At 57.9% G+C, this 17,132-nt stretch carries 20 protein-coding genes; 2 read left to right on the forward strand and 18 right to left on the reverse strand.

Going from position 1 to position 17,132, the window contains the following annotated elements:
- Nucleotides 1–15: 15 nt before the first annotated feature.
- From arfB to LKO31_RS05215, 5 genes are all read right to left on the reverse strand, one after another.
- A complete protein-coding gene (gene arfB, locus LKO31_RS05195) occupies nt 16–414 on the reverse strand; it encodes an alternative ribosome rescue aminoacyl-tRNA hydrolase ArfB (RefSeq protein ID WP_227689079.1) in 399 nt (132 codons plus the stop codon).
- Nucleotides 407–1,102, reverse strand: a complete 696-nt coding sequence (locus LKO31_RS05200) for an RluA family pseudouridine synthase (RefSeq protein ID WP_227689080.1) — start codon at nt 1,100–1,102, stop codon at nt 407–409. The genes arfB and LKO31_RS05200 overlap by 8 nt, the downstream gene beginning before the upstream one ends.
- A 111-nt stretch (nt 1,103–1,213) precedes the next feature.
- On the reverse strand, nt 1,214–2,026 hold the full coding sequence (locus LKO31_RS05205; RefSeq protein WP_227689081.1) for a DODA-type extradiol aromatic ring-opening family dioxygenase: 813 nt from the start codon (nt 2,024–2,026) through the stop codon (nt 1,214–1,216).
- 64 nt (nt 2,027–2,090) lie between these two features.
- Nucleotides 2,091–2,693, reverse strand: coding sequence for an NAD(P)H:quinone oxidoreductase (gene wrbA, locus LKO31_RS05210; RefSeq protein ID WP_227689082.1), 603 nt, complete (start codon nt 2,691–2,693; stop codon nt 2,091–2,093).
- A gap of 91 nt (nt 2,694–2,784) precedes the next feature.
- Nucleotides 2,785–3,480 carry a pirin family protein gene (locus LKO31_RS05215; RefSeq protein WP_227689083.1) on the reverse strand — a complete coding sequence of 232 codons (696 nt, stop codon included), beginning with the start codon at nt 3,478–3,480 and terminating at the stop codon, nt 2,785–2,787.
- A 169-nt stretch (nt 3,481–3,649) separates the two neighbouring features.
- Between LKO31_RS05215 and LKO31_RS05220 the strand changes: the two genes are divergently transcribed.
- Both LKO31_RS05220 and ctrA read left to right on the forward strand, forming a co-directional pair.
- Nucleotides 3,650–4,582, forward strand: coding sequence for a LysR family transcriptional regulator (locus tag LKO31_RS05220; RefSeq protein WP_227689084.1), 933 nt, complete (start codon nt 3,650–3,652; stop codon nt 4,580–4,582).
- A 125-nt stretch (nt 4,583–4,707) separates the two neighbouring features.
- Nucleotides 4,708–5,418, forward strand: a complete 711-nt coding sequence (gene ctrA, locus LKO31_RS05225) for a response regulator transcription factor CtrA (protein ID WP_227689085.1) — start codon at nt 4,708–4,710, stop codon at nt 5,416–5,418.
- Nucleotides 5,419–5,516: 98 nt separating this feature from the next.
- Here the strand turns inward: ctrA and LKO31_RS05230 are convergent, their stop codons facing one another.
- From LKO31_RS05230 to LKO31_RS05290, 13 genes are all read right to left on the reverse strand, one after another.
- The gene (locus LKO31_RS05230; protein WP_227689086.1) at nt 5,517–6,083 is read right to left on the reverse strand and encodes a hypothetical protein; all 567 of its coding nucleotides are present in this window, start codon (nt 6,081–6,083) and stop codon (nt 5,517–5,519) included.
- Between the two features lie 167 nt (nt 6,084–6,250).
- Complete coding sequence (locus LKO31_RS05235) at nt 6,251–6,685, reverse strand: GAF domain-containing protein (protein WP_227689591.1); 435 nt, start codon at nt 6,683–6,685, stop codon at nt 6,251–6,253.
- Nucleotides 6,686–6,743: 58 nt separating this feature from the next.
- A complete protein-coding gene (locus tag LKO31_RS05240; protein ID WP_227689087.1) occupies nt 6,744–8,924 on the reverse strand; it encodes a prolyl oligopeptidase family serine peptidase in 2,181 nt (726 codons plus the stop codon).
- 160 nt (nt 8,925–9,084) lie between these two features.
- Nucleotides 9,085–9,732 carry a hypothetical protein gene (locus tag LKO31_RS05245; RefSeq protein WP_227689088.1) on the reverse strand — a complete coding sequence of 216 codons (648 nt, stop codon included), beginning with the start codon at nt 9,730–9,732 and terminating at the stop codon, nt 9,085–9,087.
- 199 nt (nt 9,733–9,931) lie between these two features.
- On the reverse strand, nt 9,932–10,348 hold the full coding sequence (gene rplQ, locus LKO31_RS05250; RefSeq protein ID WP_227689089.1) for a 50S ribosomal protein L17: 417 nt from the start codon (nt 10,346–10,348) through the stop codon (nt 9,932–9,934).
- 219 nt (nt 10,349–10,567) lie between these two features.
- Nucleotides 10,568–11,626, reverse strand: coding sequence for a DNA-directed RNA polymerase subunit alpha (locus LKO31_RS05255; RefSeq protein WP_227689090.1), 1,059 nt, complete (start codon nt 11,624–11,626; stop codon nt 10,568–10,570).
- Between the two features lie 109 nt (nt 11,627–11,735).
- Nucleotides 11,736–12,125 (reverse strand): 30S ribosomal protein S11, encoded by a 390-nt coding sequence (gene rpsK, locus LKO31_RS05260; RefSeq protein ID WP_227689091.1) that lies wholly within the window; start codon nt 12,123–12,125, stop codon nt 11,736–11,738.
- A 100-nt stretch (nt 12,126–12,225) separates the two neighbouring features.
- Nucleotides 12,226–12,594, reverse strand: coding sequence for a 30S ribosomal protein S13 (rpsM, locus tag LKO31_RS05265; protein WP_227689092.1), 369 nt, complete (start codon nt 12,592–12,594; stop codon nt 12,226–12,228).
- A gap of 251 nt (nt 12,595–12,845) precedes the next feature.
- A complete protein-coding gene (locus LKO31_RS05270; protein ID WP_227689093.1) occupies nt 12,846–13,649 on the reverse strand; it encodes an inositol monophosphatase family protein in 804 nt (267 codons plus the stop codon).
- Nucleotides 13,650–13,658: 9 nt separating this feature from the next.
- Nucleotides 13,659–15,002, reverse strand: a complete 1,344-nt coding sequence (locus LKO31_RS05275) for a TldD/PmbA family protein (protein WP_227689094.1) — start codon at nt 15,000–15,002, stop codon at nt 13,659–13,661.
- Nucleotides 15,003–15,159: 157 nt separating this feature from the next.
- Complete coding sequence (locus tag LKO31_RS05280; protein WP_227689095.1) at nt 15,160–15,558, reverse strand: hypothetical protein; 399 nt, start codon at nt 15,556–15,558, stop codon at nt 15,160–15,162.
- 310 nt (nt 15,559–15,868) lie between these two features.
- Nucleotides 15,869–16,483, reverse strand: a complete 615-nt coding sequence (locus LKO31_RS05285; RefSeq protein WP_227689096.1) for a hypothetical protein — start codon at nt 16,481–16,483, stop codon at nt 15,869–15,871.
- Between the two features lie 143 nt (nt 16,484–16,626).
- Nucleotides 16,627–17,118 carry a demethoxyubiquinone hydroxylase family protein gene (locus tag LKO31_RS05290; RefSeq protein ID WP_227689592.1) on the reverse strand — a complete coding sequence of 164 codons (492 nt, stop codon included), beginning with the start codon at nt 17,116–17,118 and terminating at the stop codon, nt 16,627–16,629.
- Nucleotides 17,119–17,132: the final 14 nt, after the last annotated feature.

Below are 17,132 nucleotides of genomic sequence, written 5' to 3' on the forward strand. Positions count from 1 at the left end.
GGGGCCTTGGTCCCTTCAGTCCATCTGAACCCGCCCGCGTCCGGCCTTCACCGTGCTGCGGGCTTTTTTGCCATCGACGCGGCGGGCCTTGGCGGCTTTGCTGGGCTTGGTCTTGATGCGCCGTTCGGGGCGTTTCATCGCCTCGTCAATCAAGTCCGACACGCGTTGGCGCGCATCGGCCCGATTTTGTTCTTGGGTGCGATATCGCCGCGCAATGAACAATAATTCGCCGTCATTGGTCATCCGGCTGCCCGCCAGTTCTTTTAATCGGCGATAGGCATCGGGCGGCAGGCGCAGCGCAAAGACATCGACCCGCAATTGACAGGCGGTGGCGACTTTGTTGACATTTTGCCCGCCGGGGCCGGTGCCCGCCAGAAAGCGCTCAGAAATCGCGCTTTCTGGAATATCAGCCACGGGTTGGCGCCGCGCCTTCGGGAGCCGAGAAACCCAGCTTGACAAAGGCGTCGGGGAAGGGGGCTTCGGCGACAATCGCGGGTTTGTTGTCGCGCGCCACTTCAATGCGTTCGGCGTGCAACATGGTGCGCGTTTTCTTATTGCCGCTGCCATAAACAGGGTCGCCCACCAGCGCAAAGCCCAGCCCCTCTAGGGCATGAACGCGCAATTGGTGCGTGCGGCCGGTTTCGGGACGAAAGCGCAGCAAGGTGCGGCCATCCAGCACGGCCAGCTTTTCCCAATGCGAAATCGCCGCCTTGCCGAGCAATTCCTGCGCCGCATCGCCCACCATCCGCCAGCCGTCTTCGGCGGTCGAAACCTTGGCCAGTGGCAAGTCGATGGTGCCGCTATCGCCGTCGACTACGCCGTCCAGCACCGCCAAATATTGTTTCTTGACCAATCGGTCCTCAAAGGCGCGGGTAAAGCGGCCATGGGCCTTGGGGTTGCGGGCCAGCAACAAGCAACCGGATGTGTCGCGGTCCAGACGGTGCACCGCCAGCGGCCAACGGACAAAACCAAAACGCAGGCTGTCCAGATGATTTTCCAAACTAAGGCTGCCGTCGCGCGGCGGATCAACCGGCAAGCCAGACGGCTTGTCGATCACAAGGGCTTCCCCATCAAGGAAAAGAACATGGTCGGATAAAAGCATGGGCCGCCTATAAGCGAAAGCGGGCCAAAGGCCAATGGCGCACAGCCCCATGTGGCACGGGGAATGATGTGCGCCAAATTGGCCCGATGGTTGCAAGATTGCGGTGACGGATCAATCCGTCATGCCAAAGGCGTAAACATCCATCGCCAACATGCCATAAGTGGTGCTGTGATGCAGGCGCTTGCCATGCAGCGCGCCGCCCATGCTGCCAGCCCCCATTGCCACATGCAGCGGCAAAATATGGTCCATCGTCGGGTGGTTTTCATGGCCATAAGGGGCGCGCTCGACGATATGAAGCAGGTCGTCGACGGCGTCCTCCGCCACTTTTTGCGCCGCCCATTCGGTAAATTCGCTCACCCAATGGGGCGCAGGCGCATCAATGCCCAAATTTGCGCCAAAAATAGCGCGCAAATTATGCGTCATGCTGCCCGACCCGATAATCAATACGCCATCCTCGCGCAGCGGGGCCAGCGCCTGACCCAGTGCATAATGCCATTCGGGCGGGGCACTGCTATGAATGGACAATTGTACCACGGGAATGTCGGCGTCGGGATATATTAAGGACAAGGGCACCCATGCGCCATGGTCCAAGCCGCGTTTGGGGTCGGCATCAATATCCAGCCCATGCGCCGCCAACAGGCTTTGTACATGCAGCGCCAGTTCTGGGTTGCCAGATGCGGGATAGCGCATGTCAAACAAAGCTTGGGGGAAATTGCCGAAATCATGCACGGTTGGCGGAGCTGGGCTGGCGGTAATGCTGGCCCGTCCGCCCGTCCAATCCGCATCATGATGGGCTGAAACAACCAATATCGCCGCTGGGCGCGGCAAATCAGCGCCCAGCGTCGATAAATAATCGCGCGCTGCACTCGGCTCCAAGGCCATCATCGGCGAACCGTGAGAGATAAAGAGGCTGGGCAATCGCATGATATGGTCCTTCCATGGGGTGCGGATCAGCTCCCACGACAAGGGAGCCGATCCGCCAAGGGATTTACGCCGTCAATTTGTTGGCCGTGCGTCCGACGCGTTCACCCAAATAGCGCGCGCCGCCCAAGTCAATCGCGCTGGGTTGGCGGCTGCCGTCGCCATTGGCGATGGTGGTGGCCCCATAAGGCGCACCGCCGACGATTTCGTCATTGCCCATCTGGGCGGTATAGCCATAATCCAGACCCACCACGGTCATGCCGAAATGCAGCATTTGGGTGATGACGCTGAACAAGGTGGTTTCTTGGCCGCCATGCTGTGTTGCGGTCGACGTAAAGGCCGCGCCCACTTTTCCGCCCAGCAAACCCTGTGCCCACACGCCGCCTGCGGTATCCCAATATGCGGCCATTTGGCTCGACATGCGGCCAAAGCGGGTCGGCGTGCCAATGATGATGCCGTCATATTGCGCCAATTCTGCTGGACTGCCGATCACGGGATGGGCGGTGTCGGTCTTAAACCCCGCAGCAGCACAGACTTCAGCAGGTGCGGTTTCTGGTACGCGGCGAATATCCACCTCTGCACCCGACGCCCGTACGCCTTCGGCCACAGCCTCTGCCATTTGCTCGATATGGCCATAGCTGCTGTAATAAAGCACCAAAATCTTGCTCATCATCATCTCCGTGTAAAAATCAAAAAAGGAAGGGGTGGGCCGCTGCCAAGGGAGAGGGGGATGGGCGGCGGCCCAAGGGGGACAGCACAGGTTACAGGCTGTCCACCAATACCAGTTCTGCATCCTCCACGGCCTCGACCGTGATGGTGCCGATATCGCGCATGGCGACCCCGTCGCGGGCGTCGACATCATGACCATTCACCCGAACACGGCCCTTGGCGGATACCAAATATCCGTGACGGCCATCGGCCAGATCATAGGACACACTGTCGCCAGCCTGCACCGTTGCCGCCGCCACACGGGCATTGGCGCGAATAGGCAGGGCGTCGTCGCCGTCCATGCCGCTGGCCACCGTCACAAATTGCCCCGACCGATCGGCCTTGGGGAATTCGCGTTGGCCCCAGCCGGGGTTGCCGCCGCGTGCATCGGGAATAATCCAGATTTGAAACAGGGTGGTGTCTTCATCTTCCAGATTATACTCACTGTGGGTCACGCCGGATCCCGCGCTCATCACCTGAACATCACCGGCGGCCGTCCGGCCCATATTGCCCATGGAATCGCGGTGGGTAATCGCGCCGCTGCGCACATAGGTAATGATTTCCATGTCGCGGTGGGGATGGGGTGGAAAGCCATTTTGGGCGGCAATGCGGTCGTCATTCCAGACGCGCAGCGCACCCCAATGGACGCGATCATCGTCATAATAATCAGCAAAGGAAAAATGATGATGGGCGTCCAGCCAACCATGATTGGCATGACCCAATGTGCCGAATTTGCGAATGTCGATCATGGACCTATCCTTTCGTGCCGCAGGATGTCTTTCGGGGATGGGCCAACCATCATGCCGTGCACCGTGCGCCTATGTTGTTGTCCGGATGTGTTGATGCCAAGATAGACATTGTAATCGTTTCTTAAATAGCCAATATTGAAACTCATTGTTTCCAAATAGGTACTGATTCATGAAGCTACCCGATTATGAAGGCTGGGCTTGTTTCGTGGCGGTGGCGGACGGCGGCGGTTTTACGGCGGCGGCCCAGCATCTTGGCCTGTCCAAGGCCACGGTGTCCAAGGCTGTCACGCGATTGGAAACGAGCTTGGGCATTACCTTGTTCCATCGATCATCCCGTTCGGTCACGCTGTCCACGGCCGGCCTGACTTTGTTGGACGATGCGCGGGCCATGGTGGCCGCCGCCACCTCTGCAACCGAAGCGGCCTTGGGCGACCGTGCCGATCTGGCCGGCTCCATTCGCATGGCCGCACCCATGAGCTTTGGCATTCGGGTCTTGGGCCAAGCTTTGGCGGAATTTATGGGGCAACATCCCGCCATCAGCGTGGATTTGACGCTCAGCGATGAACGGCATGATTTGGTCGCCGACGGATTTGATCTGGCGCTGCGCATATCGCCGCTGACGGACAGCAGCTTGCTAGCCCGCATCATTGGGCCCATCCCCATGCATGTGGTCGCCAGCCCCGCTTATTTGGCGCATAGGCCGAAAATCAGTCATCCGCTGGACCTCTCTGCCCATCGTTTATTTGGTTATGGCCATCGGGGCCGCAGCCACACGATGCGATTCGCGCGGGGCAGCGAAGAAGCCTCGATTACGGCCACCGGACCCTTGTTTGCGAATAATGGCGATGTCGCCGTTCCGATGCTGTTGGCGGGGGAGGGGGCGGCTTTGTTGCCCGAATTTATCATCGCCCAAGAATTGGCGGATGGCCGATTGGTGCCGGTGTTAACCGATTGGCAGTTGCCGCAAAATTTCCTGCACTTGCTGTCGCCGCCATCGCGCCTACGCCCCATGCGGGTCAGGGCGCTGGCAGACTTTCTGGAACAAAGGTTGAAACAGAGCTGCTTTAATGAAAAAACGCAGAAAAGCGTCGGATTAAGTTAATATTAACCTTTTTCTTTCATCCCTTTCTTGGTTAATAGATTGTCATCGACGCACAGGGGGTGGGCCAGCGCGATGAGTTTTGGCCCAAGTGTCGATAGACAATTGTTAATAGCAAGGGGTGCCCAATGCGTGTTTTGCTGATCGAGGACGAACCAACAACCGCCAAAGCCATCGATACGATGCTGACCAGCGAAGGATTTGTGGTCTATTCCACTGATCTGGGCGAGGAAGGCCTCGATCTGGGCAAGCTCTATGATTATGACATCATTTTGCTGGATCTGAATTTGCCCGATATGCACGGCTATGACGTGCTCAAGAAATTGCGCACCGCGAAGGTGCAAACACCGGTTTTGGTATTGTCGGGCATTTCCGAAATGGACACCAAGGTTCGCAGCTTTGGTTTCGGCGCGGATGATTATGTCACCAAGCCGTTCCACCGCGACGAATTGGTCGCCCGCATCCATGCCGTTGTCCGCCGGTCCAAGGGCCACAGCCAAAGCGTGATCCGCACTGGCAAGCTCGCCGTGAATCTGGACAGCAAAACGGTCGAGGTTGACGGTGTTCGCGTTCATTTGACGGGCAAAGAATATCAAATGCTGGAACTGCTCAGCCTGCGCAAATCCACCACGCTTACCAAGGAAATGTTCCTGAACCATCTTTATGGCGGCATGGACGAGCCGGAACTTAAGATCATCGACGTGTTCATCTGCAAGCTGCGCAAGAAATTGGCGCTGGCCTGCCATGGCGAAAATTACATCGAAACTGTTTGGGGGCGTGGCTATGTGCTGCGCGATCTGGACGAAAATGGCCAACCTGCCGAACTCGAAGTCGCCTGATTTTCCAATTCGGCCGGATGTTTTGCGGGCATATGCAAAAGGGCGCTGGGGATGATGTCCGCCAGCGCCCTTTTTGATTCAATCCCTCAGAACTGGGCTTAACGGCGTTTCAGACCCGAAATCTTCACGTCCTGAACGCGGCCATATTTCACTTCGCAGGTGAAGCGGCCCCGATCATAACGGTCGCTGGCGTAACGGCCCCGATTATAGGGGTCGCGGCCATAGGAACCGCGATCACGGCCCAGATCCGCCACGACTTCACCCTTCAGGCGATATCCATCGCGCTTGCGGTCGATGCTGGTGATTTGCGTCACCTGCGTGCGGCCATAGCGGCGGGAATCGCGTTCCACGGCGCGGGCACATTGGTTGACGGCGGCGCGGCTGTCACCATGGCGGCGATAATCATAGCCATAGCCGTAACGGGCGTCATTATTGTAACGATTGTCGCGATAACGGTCGTCACGGTCATTCCCGCTGGACAAAATCGCGGCCAATCCGCCCAAGACGACGACACCGGCAATCACTTCACCGGCACTGATGCCGTCACGGTCGCGGTTATAATCGCGGCTTTGTGCGGCGGCTGGGGCTGCGCTTATGGCCATGCTGGCGATCAAGGCTGCACTAATAGCGGCCTTTGGCGCAGGGATATTGAACAATTTGGCCATATGCCATCTCCTAGATCGAAGCGACGCTGATGCGTGCCCTATGCCTGATGGTCTAGGATGATTCGGGTGACAAGTTGCTGAATTGCCCGCTTATCTCCCGTTCATAAAGCAAGGCCCCGCCGACATATGCAGGGCCTTGCTTTATTTCATAGGCGTATCAGCGCCGCTTATCCGGCCAAGGCTGGGGCCAGACGGGCGGTCATCGCCTCGGCGCCCGCTTGGTCCGCTGGGGTAAAGCGTGCGGGCACGGGGCTGTCCAAGTCCAGCACGCCAATCAAGCGTCCATCATGGACAATCGGTACCACCAATTCGCTGCGGCTGGCGGCGTCGCAGGCGATATGCCCTGGAAAGGCGTGGACATCCTCAACGCGCTGGCTTTCGCGCGTGCGCGCGGCGGCCCCGCACACGCCTTTGTCCAGCGCGATACGGATACAAGCGGCCTTGCCCTGAAACGGTCCCAACACCAATTCGCGGCCATCAAAGCGGTAAAAGCCCGCCCAGTTCAGATCGGGCATCACCTGCCAAATTAGGGCCGAAATATTGGCCATATTGGCAATGGCGTCGCTTTCGCCGTCCACCAAAGCGGCGGCCCCATCGCTCATTTCGCTCCACAGCGTGGCTGGATCGGCTCTGATATTGGAAAAATCCCACGACATGGAATTATTGCTCCTGCGCGGACAAGGTCAGGCCCGTGAAATGTGCGGCAAAGGCATATTTATCCGACGCCTCTGCAATAATCTTGTCCACGGGCTTGCCCGACCCATGGCCCGCCCGCGTTTCAATGCGGATCAGATGCGGCTTGTCGCCAATTTGCGCCTGCTGCAACGCCGCGACATATTTGAAGCTGTGACCCGGCACCACACGGTCATCGGTGTCCGCCGTGGTTACCAAAATGGCCGGATAATCCACACCGCTGCGCACATTATGATAGGGGGAATAGGCGCGCAGATATTGAAAGTCACCGTCGGCTTCGGGGTTACCATAATCGTCAATCCAATAACGGCCTGCGGTGAATTTGTGGAAACGCAGCATGTCCATCACGCCCACGGCGGGCAGGGCGGCTGCGAATAAATCGGGCCGCTGGTTGGTCACCGCCGCCACCAGCAAGCCGCCGTTCGATCCGCCCTCAATCGCCAATTGCCCGCGTCCGGTGGTTCCGCTGGCGATCAAGGCTTCGCCCGCACCAATGAAATCGTCGAACACATTTTGCTTGTTCCGCAAACGGCCTTCATCATGCCAAGCCTTACCATATTCGCCGCCGCCGCGCAGATTGACCATCGCCAACACGCCGCCTTGTTCCATCCACGACAACCATGTCGGCGAGAATGTCGGCGTCAACGACACGTTAAACCCGCCATAGCCATACATCAGGGTTGGCGACCCTTTGGCGCGGTCCACACCCTTTTTCATCACCACAAACATCGGCACTTTGGTGCCATCTTTGGATGCGAAAAAGCGTTGCTCGACGCTATAATCATCGGGGTTGAACGCCAGCTTGGGTTCAACAAAAACCTCGCTTTTGCCGGTCTTGCTGTCGAACCGATAAATGGTTGCAGGGCGCGCAAAGCTGTAAAAGGCGTAAAAGCTTTCGCTATCCTTGGGGCTGCCACCAAAGCCCGCTGCTGACCCAATACCCGACAGCATCACCTCTCCGGCTGGCTTGCCGTCCAGCGACACCATTTCCACCTTGGACTTGGCATCTTGCATATAGCTAAGGATCAAACGGTCCCCCACGCGGCTGGCCCCCGCCAAAGTGGCGTCACGCTGTGGGACAATTTCTGCCAAGGCGCTGGGCTTGGCGATGTCCAGCGACACCAAGCGTTCGCGCGGCGCATCCTTGTTGGTTTGAAAGATAAAGCCCGTGCCTTCATTGGCGACATAGGACCAGCTATGCGCAAAATCGCTGAACAGCGGTATGGCTTTGCCAACGCCGGTCGCCGTAATCGGATAAGCCCATACATTATAGCGCGCATCCGTGCCCTTGCTGGCATAAGCGAGCAGATATTTCCCATCATCCGTCACATGGGCGGTGTTGTTGAGTTCTGGGTCTTCTGGCGTGCTATGCACCAATATATCGGCGTTCTGCGCTGTGCCCAAGCGGTGGAAATAGACCGACTGGTCACGGTTCAAATCCTGAAACGCGCCCTTGGCGTCTGGCTCTGGAAAGCGGCTATAATAAAATCCGCTGCCATCCTTGGCCCAGCTAAGCGCCGAAAATTTCACCCATTGGATGGTATCCGGCATATCCTGCCCCGTCGCCACATCCTTCACCTTGACGGTCCGCCAATCGCTGCCGCCATCCTGCACCGCATAGAGCAGATATTTGCCATCCTCGGACGGGGTCCATTCGGCCAGCGCCGTTGCGCCATCTTTCGCCCAAGGATTGGGGTCAATCAACACACGGCCCTCGCCCTGCAAACCGTCGCGCACATAAAGCACGGATTGCGGCTGTAACCCGTCATTGCGACTGTAAAAATAACGCTGCCCCGCCTTTTGCGGCAGGCCATAACGCTCATAATCATAAAGCTGGGTCATGCGCTGCTTCAAAATCGCGCGGCCAGGCAGGGTCGCTAAATAGGCATCGGTCACGGCATTTTGCGCGCCAACCCATTCTGCCACTTTGGGGTTCACCCGCACATCATCTTCTAACCAGCGATAGGGGTCCGCAACATCGACGCCAAATTGGCTGTCGACCACATCCCCTCGCGCGGTGGCGGGATAAGCGGGAACCGGTGTCGCCGCGCGGCTATTGGGCGCAGCGGGGCGGGCGGAGGCGGGGATGTTGCTGGTCATGGTCAAAGCGATAAGAGGAATGGCAGAAAGCACAAGAGAGCGGCGCATGGATGCCCCTTTTTTGGGAAAGACAATGGTTGCAACCGTAACAAGCTGGCGGCGCCGCGCCAACCACCTTCGACGAACAAAGTGGCACGGGCTATGAACGACGACTAGGGTTCTGACCTTGGGGGCCTGACCCTAGGCCGCTAGGTTTCTGCTATATGCCCTAGAAAGAAAATACTTCGGGACACGGCGATGATATGGCCGACATTTGGCGCAGCATTGCCGCCATTTGCTGGGCATAAGCATCGGCATCCGCTTTGGTGGAAATGCTGCGCTTCAACGCCACGCCGCCGCAGGCGATCCAGCTTTGGACATTGGCGGGGTCATTTTGGCTGCGTTCCATATAATCATTGGCGATATTCTCCCATTTCTCGCTTTCGCTGCTGGAAATATCCTCGGCGCTGGGAAGGGCTGTGCTGATCAACACAAGGCGGGATGAGGGCTGGCTGGTTCCCGGCTTAAATGCTTCGATGGTCCGATCATCAATTTTGCGAATGCCATAGTTGGTGTTGGTATTGGGATTGAAAAAGTGAAAACTGCCGTCATTTTGCGGAGCATAAGGGCTGGTTTTATTGGGTTCTTCGACCATCAGATTGCCGCCGTCCATCTGCACCGTGATGACATAGCTGCCGCCTTCCAACATATAGGTTCCGCTGGTTGGCGGCGCGGCATGGGCCAAGCCCGCCCAAAGTGCAGCGAAACCGGCCAAGCACCACAACATGGCCCGCATCATCGGCTTATGAGCTATGCTATGTCCCCAATGGGGCCGTCCTGCGCTATATATGCTGTGAACCATGCTGGGCTGTCCCATGGCTTCCTCCCCGACCATAAAGGAGGAATTATGCCGCCAAACGTGCGCGCCGTCTTTTGGGATTGATACGCATTGTGACAGCAATTCTGGCTGTGCCGCTTTCATCGGTGCATTTACTTCGCACCACTATGTGGGCGCGCATAAAAAAAAGGCCCCGCGTTACCGCAGGGCCTTTCTATATCCGTAGCGTTCGCAACAATTATGCTGCGTCGGCTTCGTCGCCCAGAACCGGACCGGAGTCCTGACCCTTGGCAGCAACGTCACGGTCAACGAATTCAATGATCGCGATTGGCGCAGCGTCCGATGCACGGATGCCAGCCTTGATGATGCGGGTGTAACCGCCGTTGCGATCCTTGTAACGTTCGGCCAGAACGTCGAACAGTTTCTTCAACTGTGCATCGTCCATCAGGCGGCTTTGCGCCAGACGACGGTTTGCAAGACCACCACGCTTTGCGAGCGTGATCAGCTTTTCAACATAGGGACGGAGTTCTTTTGCTTTTGCAACAGTCGTCGTGATTTGCTCATGCTTGATGAGCGAAGCCGACATGTTGCGGAACATCGCGGTACGATGTGCACTGGTGCGCTGAAGCTTACGACCGCCAACTTTATGACGCATAATCCATTCCTTTGTTTGTTAAGGGCCCGTTTTAGGTAGCCCAGACCTGGCCCACTTGCGGGGGAGCCAAATTCCCGTTGTTGGATATCGGCTTCCGCCGCATCCAATCCCGTCCTTGGCTAACGGCTTCCGCCGAACGCCAATTTCCCGTTGTTGGCTAACAGCGTGCGCCGAACGCCAAATCGGCACCCTGACGAAAAATCAGGGTGCCAAATTTGATTAACCCAGCAGCTCTTGTTCCAGCTTCTTGGCCATTTCCTCGATATTTTCGGGCGGCCAACCGGGGATGTCCATGCCCAAACGCAGACCCATGGACGACAAGACTTCCTTGATTTCGTTCAAGGACTTGCGGCCAAAGTTCGGCGTGCGCAGCATTTCGGCTTCGGTCTTTTGAACCAGATCGCCGATATAGATGATATTGTCGTTCTTCAGGCAGTTTGCGCTGCGGACCGACAATTCCAACTCGTCCACCTTCTTCAGCAGATAGCGGTTGAGCTGGTTTGCATCCGATTCTTCGCTCGACTGCGATGGGGCTGCAACGCCGATCAGGCCGCTGTCGCTCATCGCGTCTTCGAAGTGGACGAACACTTGCAACTGGTCTTGCAAAATGCGCGCTGCATAAGCCACGGCGTCTTCCGGAGTGACCGTGCCGTCGGTTTCGATGGTCAGGTTCAGCTTGTCATAGTCAAGCTCTTGACCAATACGCGCATTTTCCACCTTATAGGCGACCTGACGAACAGGCGAGAACAGCGCATCAATCGGAATCAGGCCAATTGGCGCATCCACCGGACGGTTGGCCGCTGCCGGAACATAACCTTTGCCGGTGTCGGCGGTCAGTTCCATGTTCAACGTTGCACCATCATCCAGGTGGCAAATGACATGGTTGGGGTTCATCACTTGGGTGTCGCCCGACACCATGATGTCGCCAGCCTTAACAGTGGCGGGGCCCGTCGCGGACAGTTGAAGGCGCTTTTGACCTTCGCCTTCCATTTTCAGGGCGATCTGCTTCACGTTCAGAATGATGTCGGTGACATCTTCCCGGACGCCGGCAAGGCTAGAGAATTCGTGGAGGACATTCTCGATTTTGATCGAAGTAACAGCCGCACCCTGAAGCGACGACAAGAGAACGCGGCGCAGCGCGTTACCAAGCGTCAAGCCGAAACCGCGCTCGAGCGGTTCAGCAACAAAGGTCGCCTTCCGCTTGCCGTCGCTGCCGGCCTTAATTTCCAGATTGCTGGGCTTCTTCAATTCCTGCCAGTTCCGGATATTGACAGTCATAGACTTCCCTTTGCGTTGGGCGGGACCAGCGGCACATGCGCTGCCAGTCCTGCGGTAAGTTATGCGACGCAGCGGCAGTGTTTAAAAACACCGCCGCTTCGTTGGGATATCAGACGCGGCGGCGCTTGGCCGGGCGGACACCATTGTGCGGGATCGGCGTCACGTCACGGATCGACGTGATGTGGAAGCCAACCGCTTGCAGAGCGCGCAGAGCCGATTCACGACCAGCGCCAGGACCCTTTACTTCAACTTCCAGCGTACGGACGCCATGTTCGGCGGCCTTCTTGCCAGCGTCTTCAGCACAAACCTGAGCAGCATAAGGGGTCGACTTGCGGCTGCCCTTAAAGCCCATCATGCCAGCGCTCGACCAGGAAATGGCGTTGCCCTGTGCATCGGTGATGGTGATCATGGTGTTGTTGAAGGTCGCGTTGACGTGGGCCACACCCGACGAAATATTTTTGCGTTCGCGCCGACGAAGGCGCTGTGGTTCACGAGCCATTTTATAATCCTACCTAAATTCTGAAGCAAACCGACGCGTTGTAGGTCCAACATATCGGCGAAAAAATAAGGGGGTCTGCCAGACAGCAGACGCGCCAATCTTATTTCTTCTTACCTGCGATCGGCTTCGCCTTGCCCTTGCGGGTGCGAGCGTTCGTGTGGGTGCGCTGACCGCGAACGGGCAGGCCCTTACGGTGACGCAGGCCACGGTAGCATGCGAGGTCCATCAAACGCTTGATGTTCATCGCGGTTTGGCGACGCAGGTCACCTTCTACGGTGTGATCAGCATCCAGCGTTTCGCGGATTTGCAGAATTTCGGCGTCCGACAGCTCATTAACACGACGCGTGTGGTCGATGTTCAGCTTGTTGGCGATATCGACAGCGGTTTTCGCGCCGATGCCGTGGATGTAGGTGAGCGCGATGATTACGCGCTTGTTGGTGGGCAAGTTAACGCCCGCAATACGTGCCATGTGAATCTTTCTCCTGCTCCACAGGATCCTCTGGCAAGGAGGCCCTATCTCAAAGCGTCTGAATTCCAACGCAAAAAACGGACCACAACAGCGCGCTGGGCCTGCTGTCGTCCGGTCATCACATCGGAACGGATGGTCGTTAAGGTGAGTCGCTTCAATTGTCAAGCAAAGCAAGGGGTTTTCACGGCCGTTGCGGCAGTGATACCGCAAAGAATAAGGGGCGTCGCCAACCGTTCAGTTCATCGCGCCGCTTATGTCCCCGATGCGGTTCGGTTTTTACCAGCGACCGCCCGATCATGCAATCGTTTCACGGCGGCAGCATGAATTTGGGGGGCCGAGGCAATGACGCCAAAGGCTTGGGCCCGCGCCGTGTTGAACTGGAGTGCATCACCAAAGGCATCGGTCACGCGGGCGCCTGCTTCGATGGCAATCAGCGCGGATGCGGCGACATCCCATTCAAAGCCCCAGCGCAAGGTGGCGACCAGATCGGCGCGGCCATCGGCTACCATGGCCATACGCAACGCAATGCTGTTCGGTTTTTCAACCATCACCAGATCGGAATCGATTTTGCCCAAGGCATCTGATGGCACGCGCGAACCTGAAAATTCAACCCGTTGGCTGGCGATCAGCGGCATATCGTTCAGCGTTGCGCCTTTGCCATCCACGGCAATATATAATTCATCGCGGGCGGGCGCATATAACACCCCAAGGCGGGGCAGGCCATCGGTCACCAGCGCCACGGACACTGCCCATCCGGCGCGGCCCCGAATGAAATCGCGTGTTCCATCAATGGGGTCCACGCACCACATATGGCGATGCTGCAATCTTTCTTTATTGTCCGCCGTTTCTTCGGACAGCCAGCCAGCCTCGGGCATCATGGCGCCCAACACCGCCTTCAACCGTTCATCTACGGCCAAGTCGACGTCGCTGACGGGGTTATCCGGCGATTTGTCCCATACGGTCACGGCGCGGCCTTCGCCCCGCCATCGGGCCATGGCCATATCGCCAACTTCTCGCGTTGCGGCGATGACGGCTTCTAAGTTGATGTCCGTCATGCCGCCCTTTTAACTGCTGGCGACGGTCATGCCGTCAATTCGCAGCGTCGGCGCATTGGTGGCTTGGCGAAAGCTCAGATCGTCGGCGGGGGTGATGGCGGCGAACATGTCCAGCAAATTGCCCGCAATGGTAAATTCGGCAACCGCGCCCACCACTTCGCCATCCTGAATCAAGAAACCCGACGCTCCTCGGCTATAATCGCCCGTCACGGGGTTCACGCCTTGGCCGATCAATTCGGTCACAATCACGCCGCTGGCGATGTCGGCAATCATATCGGCGCGGCTGATGCTGCCGGCGGCCAGATGCACATTGCTGGCCATCACGCCCGACGACCCGCCGCCGCGGCTGGCATGACCCGTTGGCTTTTGGCCCAATTGCTTGGCTGATGCGGTGTCCATCAGCCAACCCGTAATCCTTCCGCCCTGCACAATGTCCCGCGCATCGGTGGGCAGGCCTTCGCCGTCAAAGGCGCGGCTGCGCAGGCCGCGCAAGCGGTGCGGTTCGTCCCGGATGAGCAAGCTGCTGTCAAACAGCTTTTGATCTTCTTTGCCCAGCAAGAAACTGGTGCCCCGCGCTACGGCTGGTCCCGCCATCGCGCCCAAAATATGGCCGATAATGGTACTGGAAACGCGTGGATCGAACAAAATGGGCAATTTGCCAACGGGCGCTTTTCCGGGGTTCAGCCGTGCCACGGCTCGGTCGCCCGCGCGGCGGCCAATCATCTCGGCGCTTTCCAAGTCGGTCAAATGATGGGCGCTATGCCAGCCATAATCGCGCTGCATATTCGCGCCTTCACCCGCAATCACGCTGGCCGACAGGCTATGTCCGCTGCTACCATATCCCCCTTCAAAGCCGTGGCTGGTCACCAGCGCGAAGCGCGTGCGGCTGTGGCTGGCGCTGCCACCTTCGCTGTTGGTCACACCGTCAACGGCACGGGCGGCGTCTTCGGCGGCCAAGGCGGCCTCGCGCAGCGCGCTGGGGTTCGCTTCGCTGTCGTCGTCCAGTTCCAGATCGGGGGCTTCCCCGTGAAACAGCATCTCTTCGGGGGCCAAGCCGCTATAGGGGTCTTCGGGGGCTTGGCTGGCCATGGCGACACAGCGTTCGACCAGCTTTTGCAATTCGCCCGCGTCCATATCGGCGGTGGACACGCTGGCGCTGCGTTGGCCCACAAAAACCCGCAGGCTGATATCTTGGGTTTCCGACCGCTCGACATCTTCCAACGCGCCCAGCCGCATGGAAACGGATGTAGAGGCGTTGCAATAATAAAGGGCGTCTGCAGCATCTGCGCCAGCCTTGGTGGCGGCATCACAAAGCAGCCGAGCGCGATCGAGGGCTTCCGAAACTTTCAGCATGACTTTGCCCTAGACGCCGCAAGCAGACGCGTCAAAAACAATCATAAAATGACGGTTGAAAATTCGCATCTGGCGTTGAATGATCGGAACACAGGGCCATCAGCCCGTGAAATTATATGGCGTATCGGCCTATATTTTATCGGCTCAATGCAGCATCTCAATGCAGCATAGCCGCAATGGCATCACCGGCAAAGGTCATGGGCGCCAACCATAAAAAGGGAACGCAAAAGGCACCCGCCCATAACAAGCGCACGTCACGGCGGAACCGGTCGTGCAAGCCAGAACTTGCCAGCGCCTGACGGCTATAATTGTCCCAGCGGCGATCCATCATCAAGGTGATGGGCACGGCAAGGGCGGCAACCATCAACAAAGCGACAATCCATAAGGCGGCGGAATAGCCGCGATCCAGCGCCAAAGACACCAGCCAGATTTCCCAGATGGAAAAGGCAATCAAGGACAGGGCGGCATGAATGCTCATCCGTTTGCCAAGGCTGCGCGCAGCAGGAACGCGTGCCGAGCAGCGCCGCCAAACCCCCTGTTCAAATGTCGAAGCCATTACCCCGCCTCCGTCTCGGCGTACCCATATGCACAGGATTTCCGCCATTTTCGTCCTGAGTCAAGCCACGCTGGCAGGCAAAGGTTAACATTTAACCCCGCTTTCGCTCATATTGGGGACTAACTGCCTTATGCCTGCGGCAGGCCCCTTCTAATGAGCTGTCTTTATTGGGGAAATTTCATCCATTTGTGCGCTGTTGCAAATGGAAAGGCCCCAGAAAGTGGCGCTTATTTCGGCTATTTTTCCAGATGGCGCATCATATTTTGCAATGGGTGCGGACCAAATTCTACCGCACCCATCATTTTGAGCCTTATTTTTGGCGCGGCGGCACGGTTGGAAGCGGTGCGTCTGGTCCCGAGTCGCTGGCATCCGCGGGCAAGCGAACCCCATTGCCTTGCGCTTCCAATTCGGCGGCGGCGCGGCGGCGTTCTTCCATCGCCCGCTCTTCGGCTTGCACGGCATTTTCGACTTCTTGGGCCGCTTGGTCGAATCCGGCCACGCGTTTTTCCCGCTCTTCGCGGATCATCGCCAGCCAATCTGTCTTGCTGGATGCGACCTCTTCGGCGCGGGCACCCGCAACCAAGGCTTGGGTGCATCCGGTAAAGCCACCAAGGCCAACCGGTGAACAGCTATCGGTGCCGAAACGGCCAATGCGTTCCACCGCTACCACGCGGTTCATCCACGCTTCGTTGCGGGGGTCCAGCGGGTCGCCGCCACGGAAAATTTGCGGCACGCGGTAACGATCGCCTTCGGGCAAGCGGTTACACACCACAATTTCGTCATCGCTGCTGGGTTTGCACTGGTCATTGCCATACACAATGACTTGATTGACCTTTTCCTGTTGGGCCATCGCGGCAGGCGCAAATAATCCGCCCATCATGGCCAAAGGGATGAAAGCCAAGGCGTTCAGGGGCAGGCGGTTCATGCTATCCTATCCTTTACACTGTTTCCGGCACATCGCCCTGATGTTGGGCACTTCATATATGTCAAATTTGTCGGCACCATATCATCAATCTTGTGGCGCTGCATTGCTGCATCCGGCGTGAACGTCGTGCCTTTTTTGCGTCTTTAGACGCGCTTCGAAATAGCAATGGCGGCGCGGCACCCAGCTCTGATCGCCATGCTCAGCAACGGATAGGCGGGCGCACTTTCCGCGCCAGCCGCAATGGCAGCGTCGCGATGCTCCAGCTCTTCGGCCCGAAATTCCGCCACGGCTTGACTTAATTCGGGGTCGCTATCCCCCAAGGCTTCCAATTGTTCTTGATAGTGACGGTCGATTTCGGTTTCCACCGCCGCTGTACAAGCCATGGCCACGCGCGGCCCCATCGCCGCTGTCACTGCGCCCAGCGCAAAGCCCGCCACATTCCAAAATGGCTGCAACGCCGTGGGACGCACCCCGCGTCGCGGTAAAATCTCGTTGAAAAAGCGCAAATGCCGTTCTTCTTGTTCGGCCATATGCGCAATATCGCGGCCCATGGGGTGACGGTCGCCCATCACGGCCAGTTGGCCCGCATAAATACGGGTCGCGCCAAATTCGCCCGCATGGTCCACGCGGATCATCGACGCAATGTCCT

The sequence above is a fragment of the Sphingopyxis yananensis genome (assembly GCF_020687785.1).
Taxonomy (GTDB): domain Bacteria; phylum Pseudomonadota; class Alphaproteobacteria; order Sphingomonadales; family Sphingomonadaceae; genus Sphingopyxis; species Sphingopyxis yananensis.

Excerpts from the sequence above, each read along its gene's own strand:
- LKO31_RS05200 (WP_227689080.1), bottom strand. The coding sequence starts at position 1,102 with ATGCTTTTATCCGACCATGTTCTTTTCCTTGATGGGGAAGCCCTTGTG.
- LKO31_RS05205 (WP_227689081.1), bottom strand. The coding sequence starts at position 2,026 with ATGCGATTGCCCAGCCTCTTTATCTCTCACGGTTCGCCGATGATGGCC.
- wrbA (WP_227689082.1), bottom strand. The coding sequence starts at position 2,693 with ATGAGCAAGATTTTGGTGCTTTATTACAGCAGCTATGGCCATATCGAG.
- LKO31_RS05215 (WP_227689083.1), bottom strand. The coding sequence starts at position 3,480 with ATGATCGACATTCGCAAATTCGGCACATTGGGTCATGCCAATCATGGT.
- LKO31_RS05220 (WP_227689084.1), top strand. The coding sequence starts at position 3,650 with ATGAAGCTACCCGATTATGAAGGCTGGGCTTGTTTCGTGGCGGTGGCG.
- ctrA (WP_227689085.1), top strand. The coding sequence starts at position 4,708 with ATGCGTGTTTTGCTGATCGAGGACGAACCAACAACCGCCAAAGCCATC.
- LKO31_RS05230 (WP_227689086.1), bottom strand. The coding sequence starts at position 6,083 with ATGGCCAAATTGTTCAATATCCCTGCGCCAAAGGCCGCTATTAGTGCA.
- LKO31_RS05235 (WP_227689591.1), bottom strand. The coding sequence starts at position 6,685 with ATGAGCGATGGGGCCGCCGCTTTGGTGGACGGCGAAAGCGACGCCATT.
- LKO31_RS05240 (WP_227689087.1), bottom strand. The coding sequence starts at position 8,924 with ATGCGCCGCTCTCTTGTGCTTTCTGCCATTCCTCTTATCGCTTTGACC.
- LKO31_RS05245 (WP_227689088.1), bottom strand. The coding sequence starts at position 9,732 with ATGGGACAGCCCAGCATGGTTCACAGCATATATAGCGCAGGACGGCCC.
- rplQ (WP_227689089.1), bottom strand. The coding sequence starts at position 10,348 with ATGCGTCATAAAGTTGGCGGTCGTAAGCTTCAGCGCACCAGTGCACAT.
- LKO31_RS05255 (WP_227689090.1), bottom strand. The coding sequence starts at position 11,626 with ATGACTGTCAATATCCGGAACTGGCAGGAATTGAAGAAGCCCAGCAAT.
- rpsK (WP_227689091.1), bottom strand. The coding sequence starts at position 12,125 with ATGGCTCGTGAACCACAGCGCCTTCGTCGGCGCGAACGCAAAAATATT.
- rpsM (WP_227689092.1), bottom strand. The coding sequence starts at position 12,594 with ATGGCACGTATTGCGGGCGTTAACTTGCCCACCAACAAGCGCGTAATC.
- LKO31_RS05270 (WP_227689093.1), bottom strand. The coding sequence starts at position 13,649 with ATGACGGACATCAACTTAGAAGCCGTCATCGCCGCAACGCGAGAAGTT.
- LKO31_RS05275 (WP_227689094.1), bottom strand. The coding sequence starts at position 15,002 with ATGCTGAAAGTTTCGGAAGCCCTCGATCGCGCTCGGCTGCTTTGTGAT.
- LKO31_RS05280 (WP_227689095.1), bottom strand. The coding sequence starts at position 15,558 with ATGGCTTCGACATTTGAACAGGGGGTTTGGCGGCGCTGCTCGGCACGC.
- LKO31_RS05285 (WP_227689096.1), bottom strand. The coding sequence starts at position 16,483 with ATGAACCGCCTGCCCCTGAACGCCTTGGCTTTCATCCCTTTGGCCATG.
- LKO31_RS05290 (WP_227689592.1), bottom strand. The coding sequence starts at position 17,118 with ATGATCCGCGTGGACCATGCGGGCGAATTTGGCGCGACCCGTATTTAT.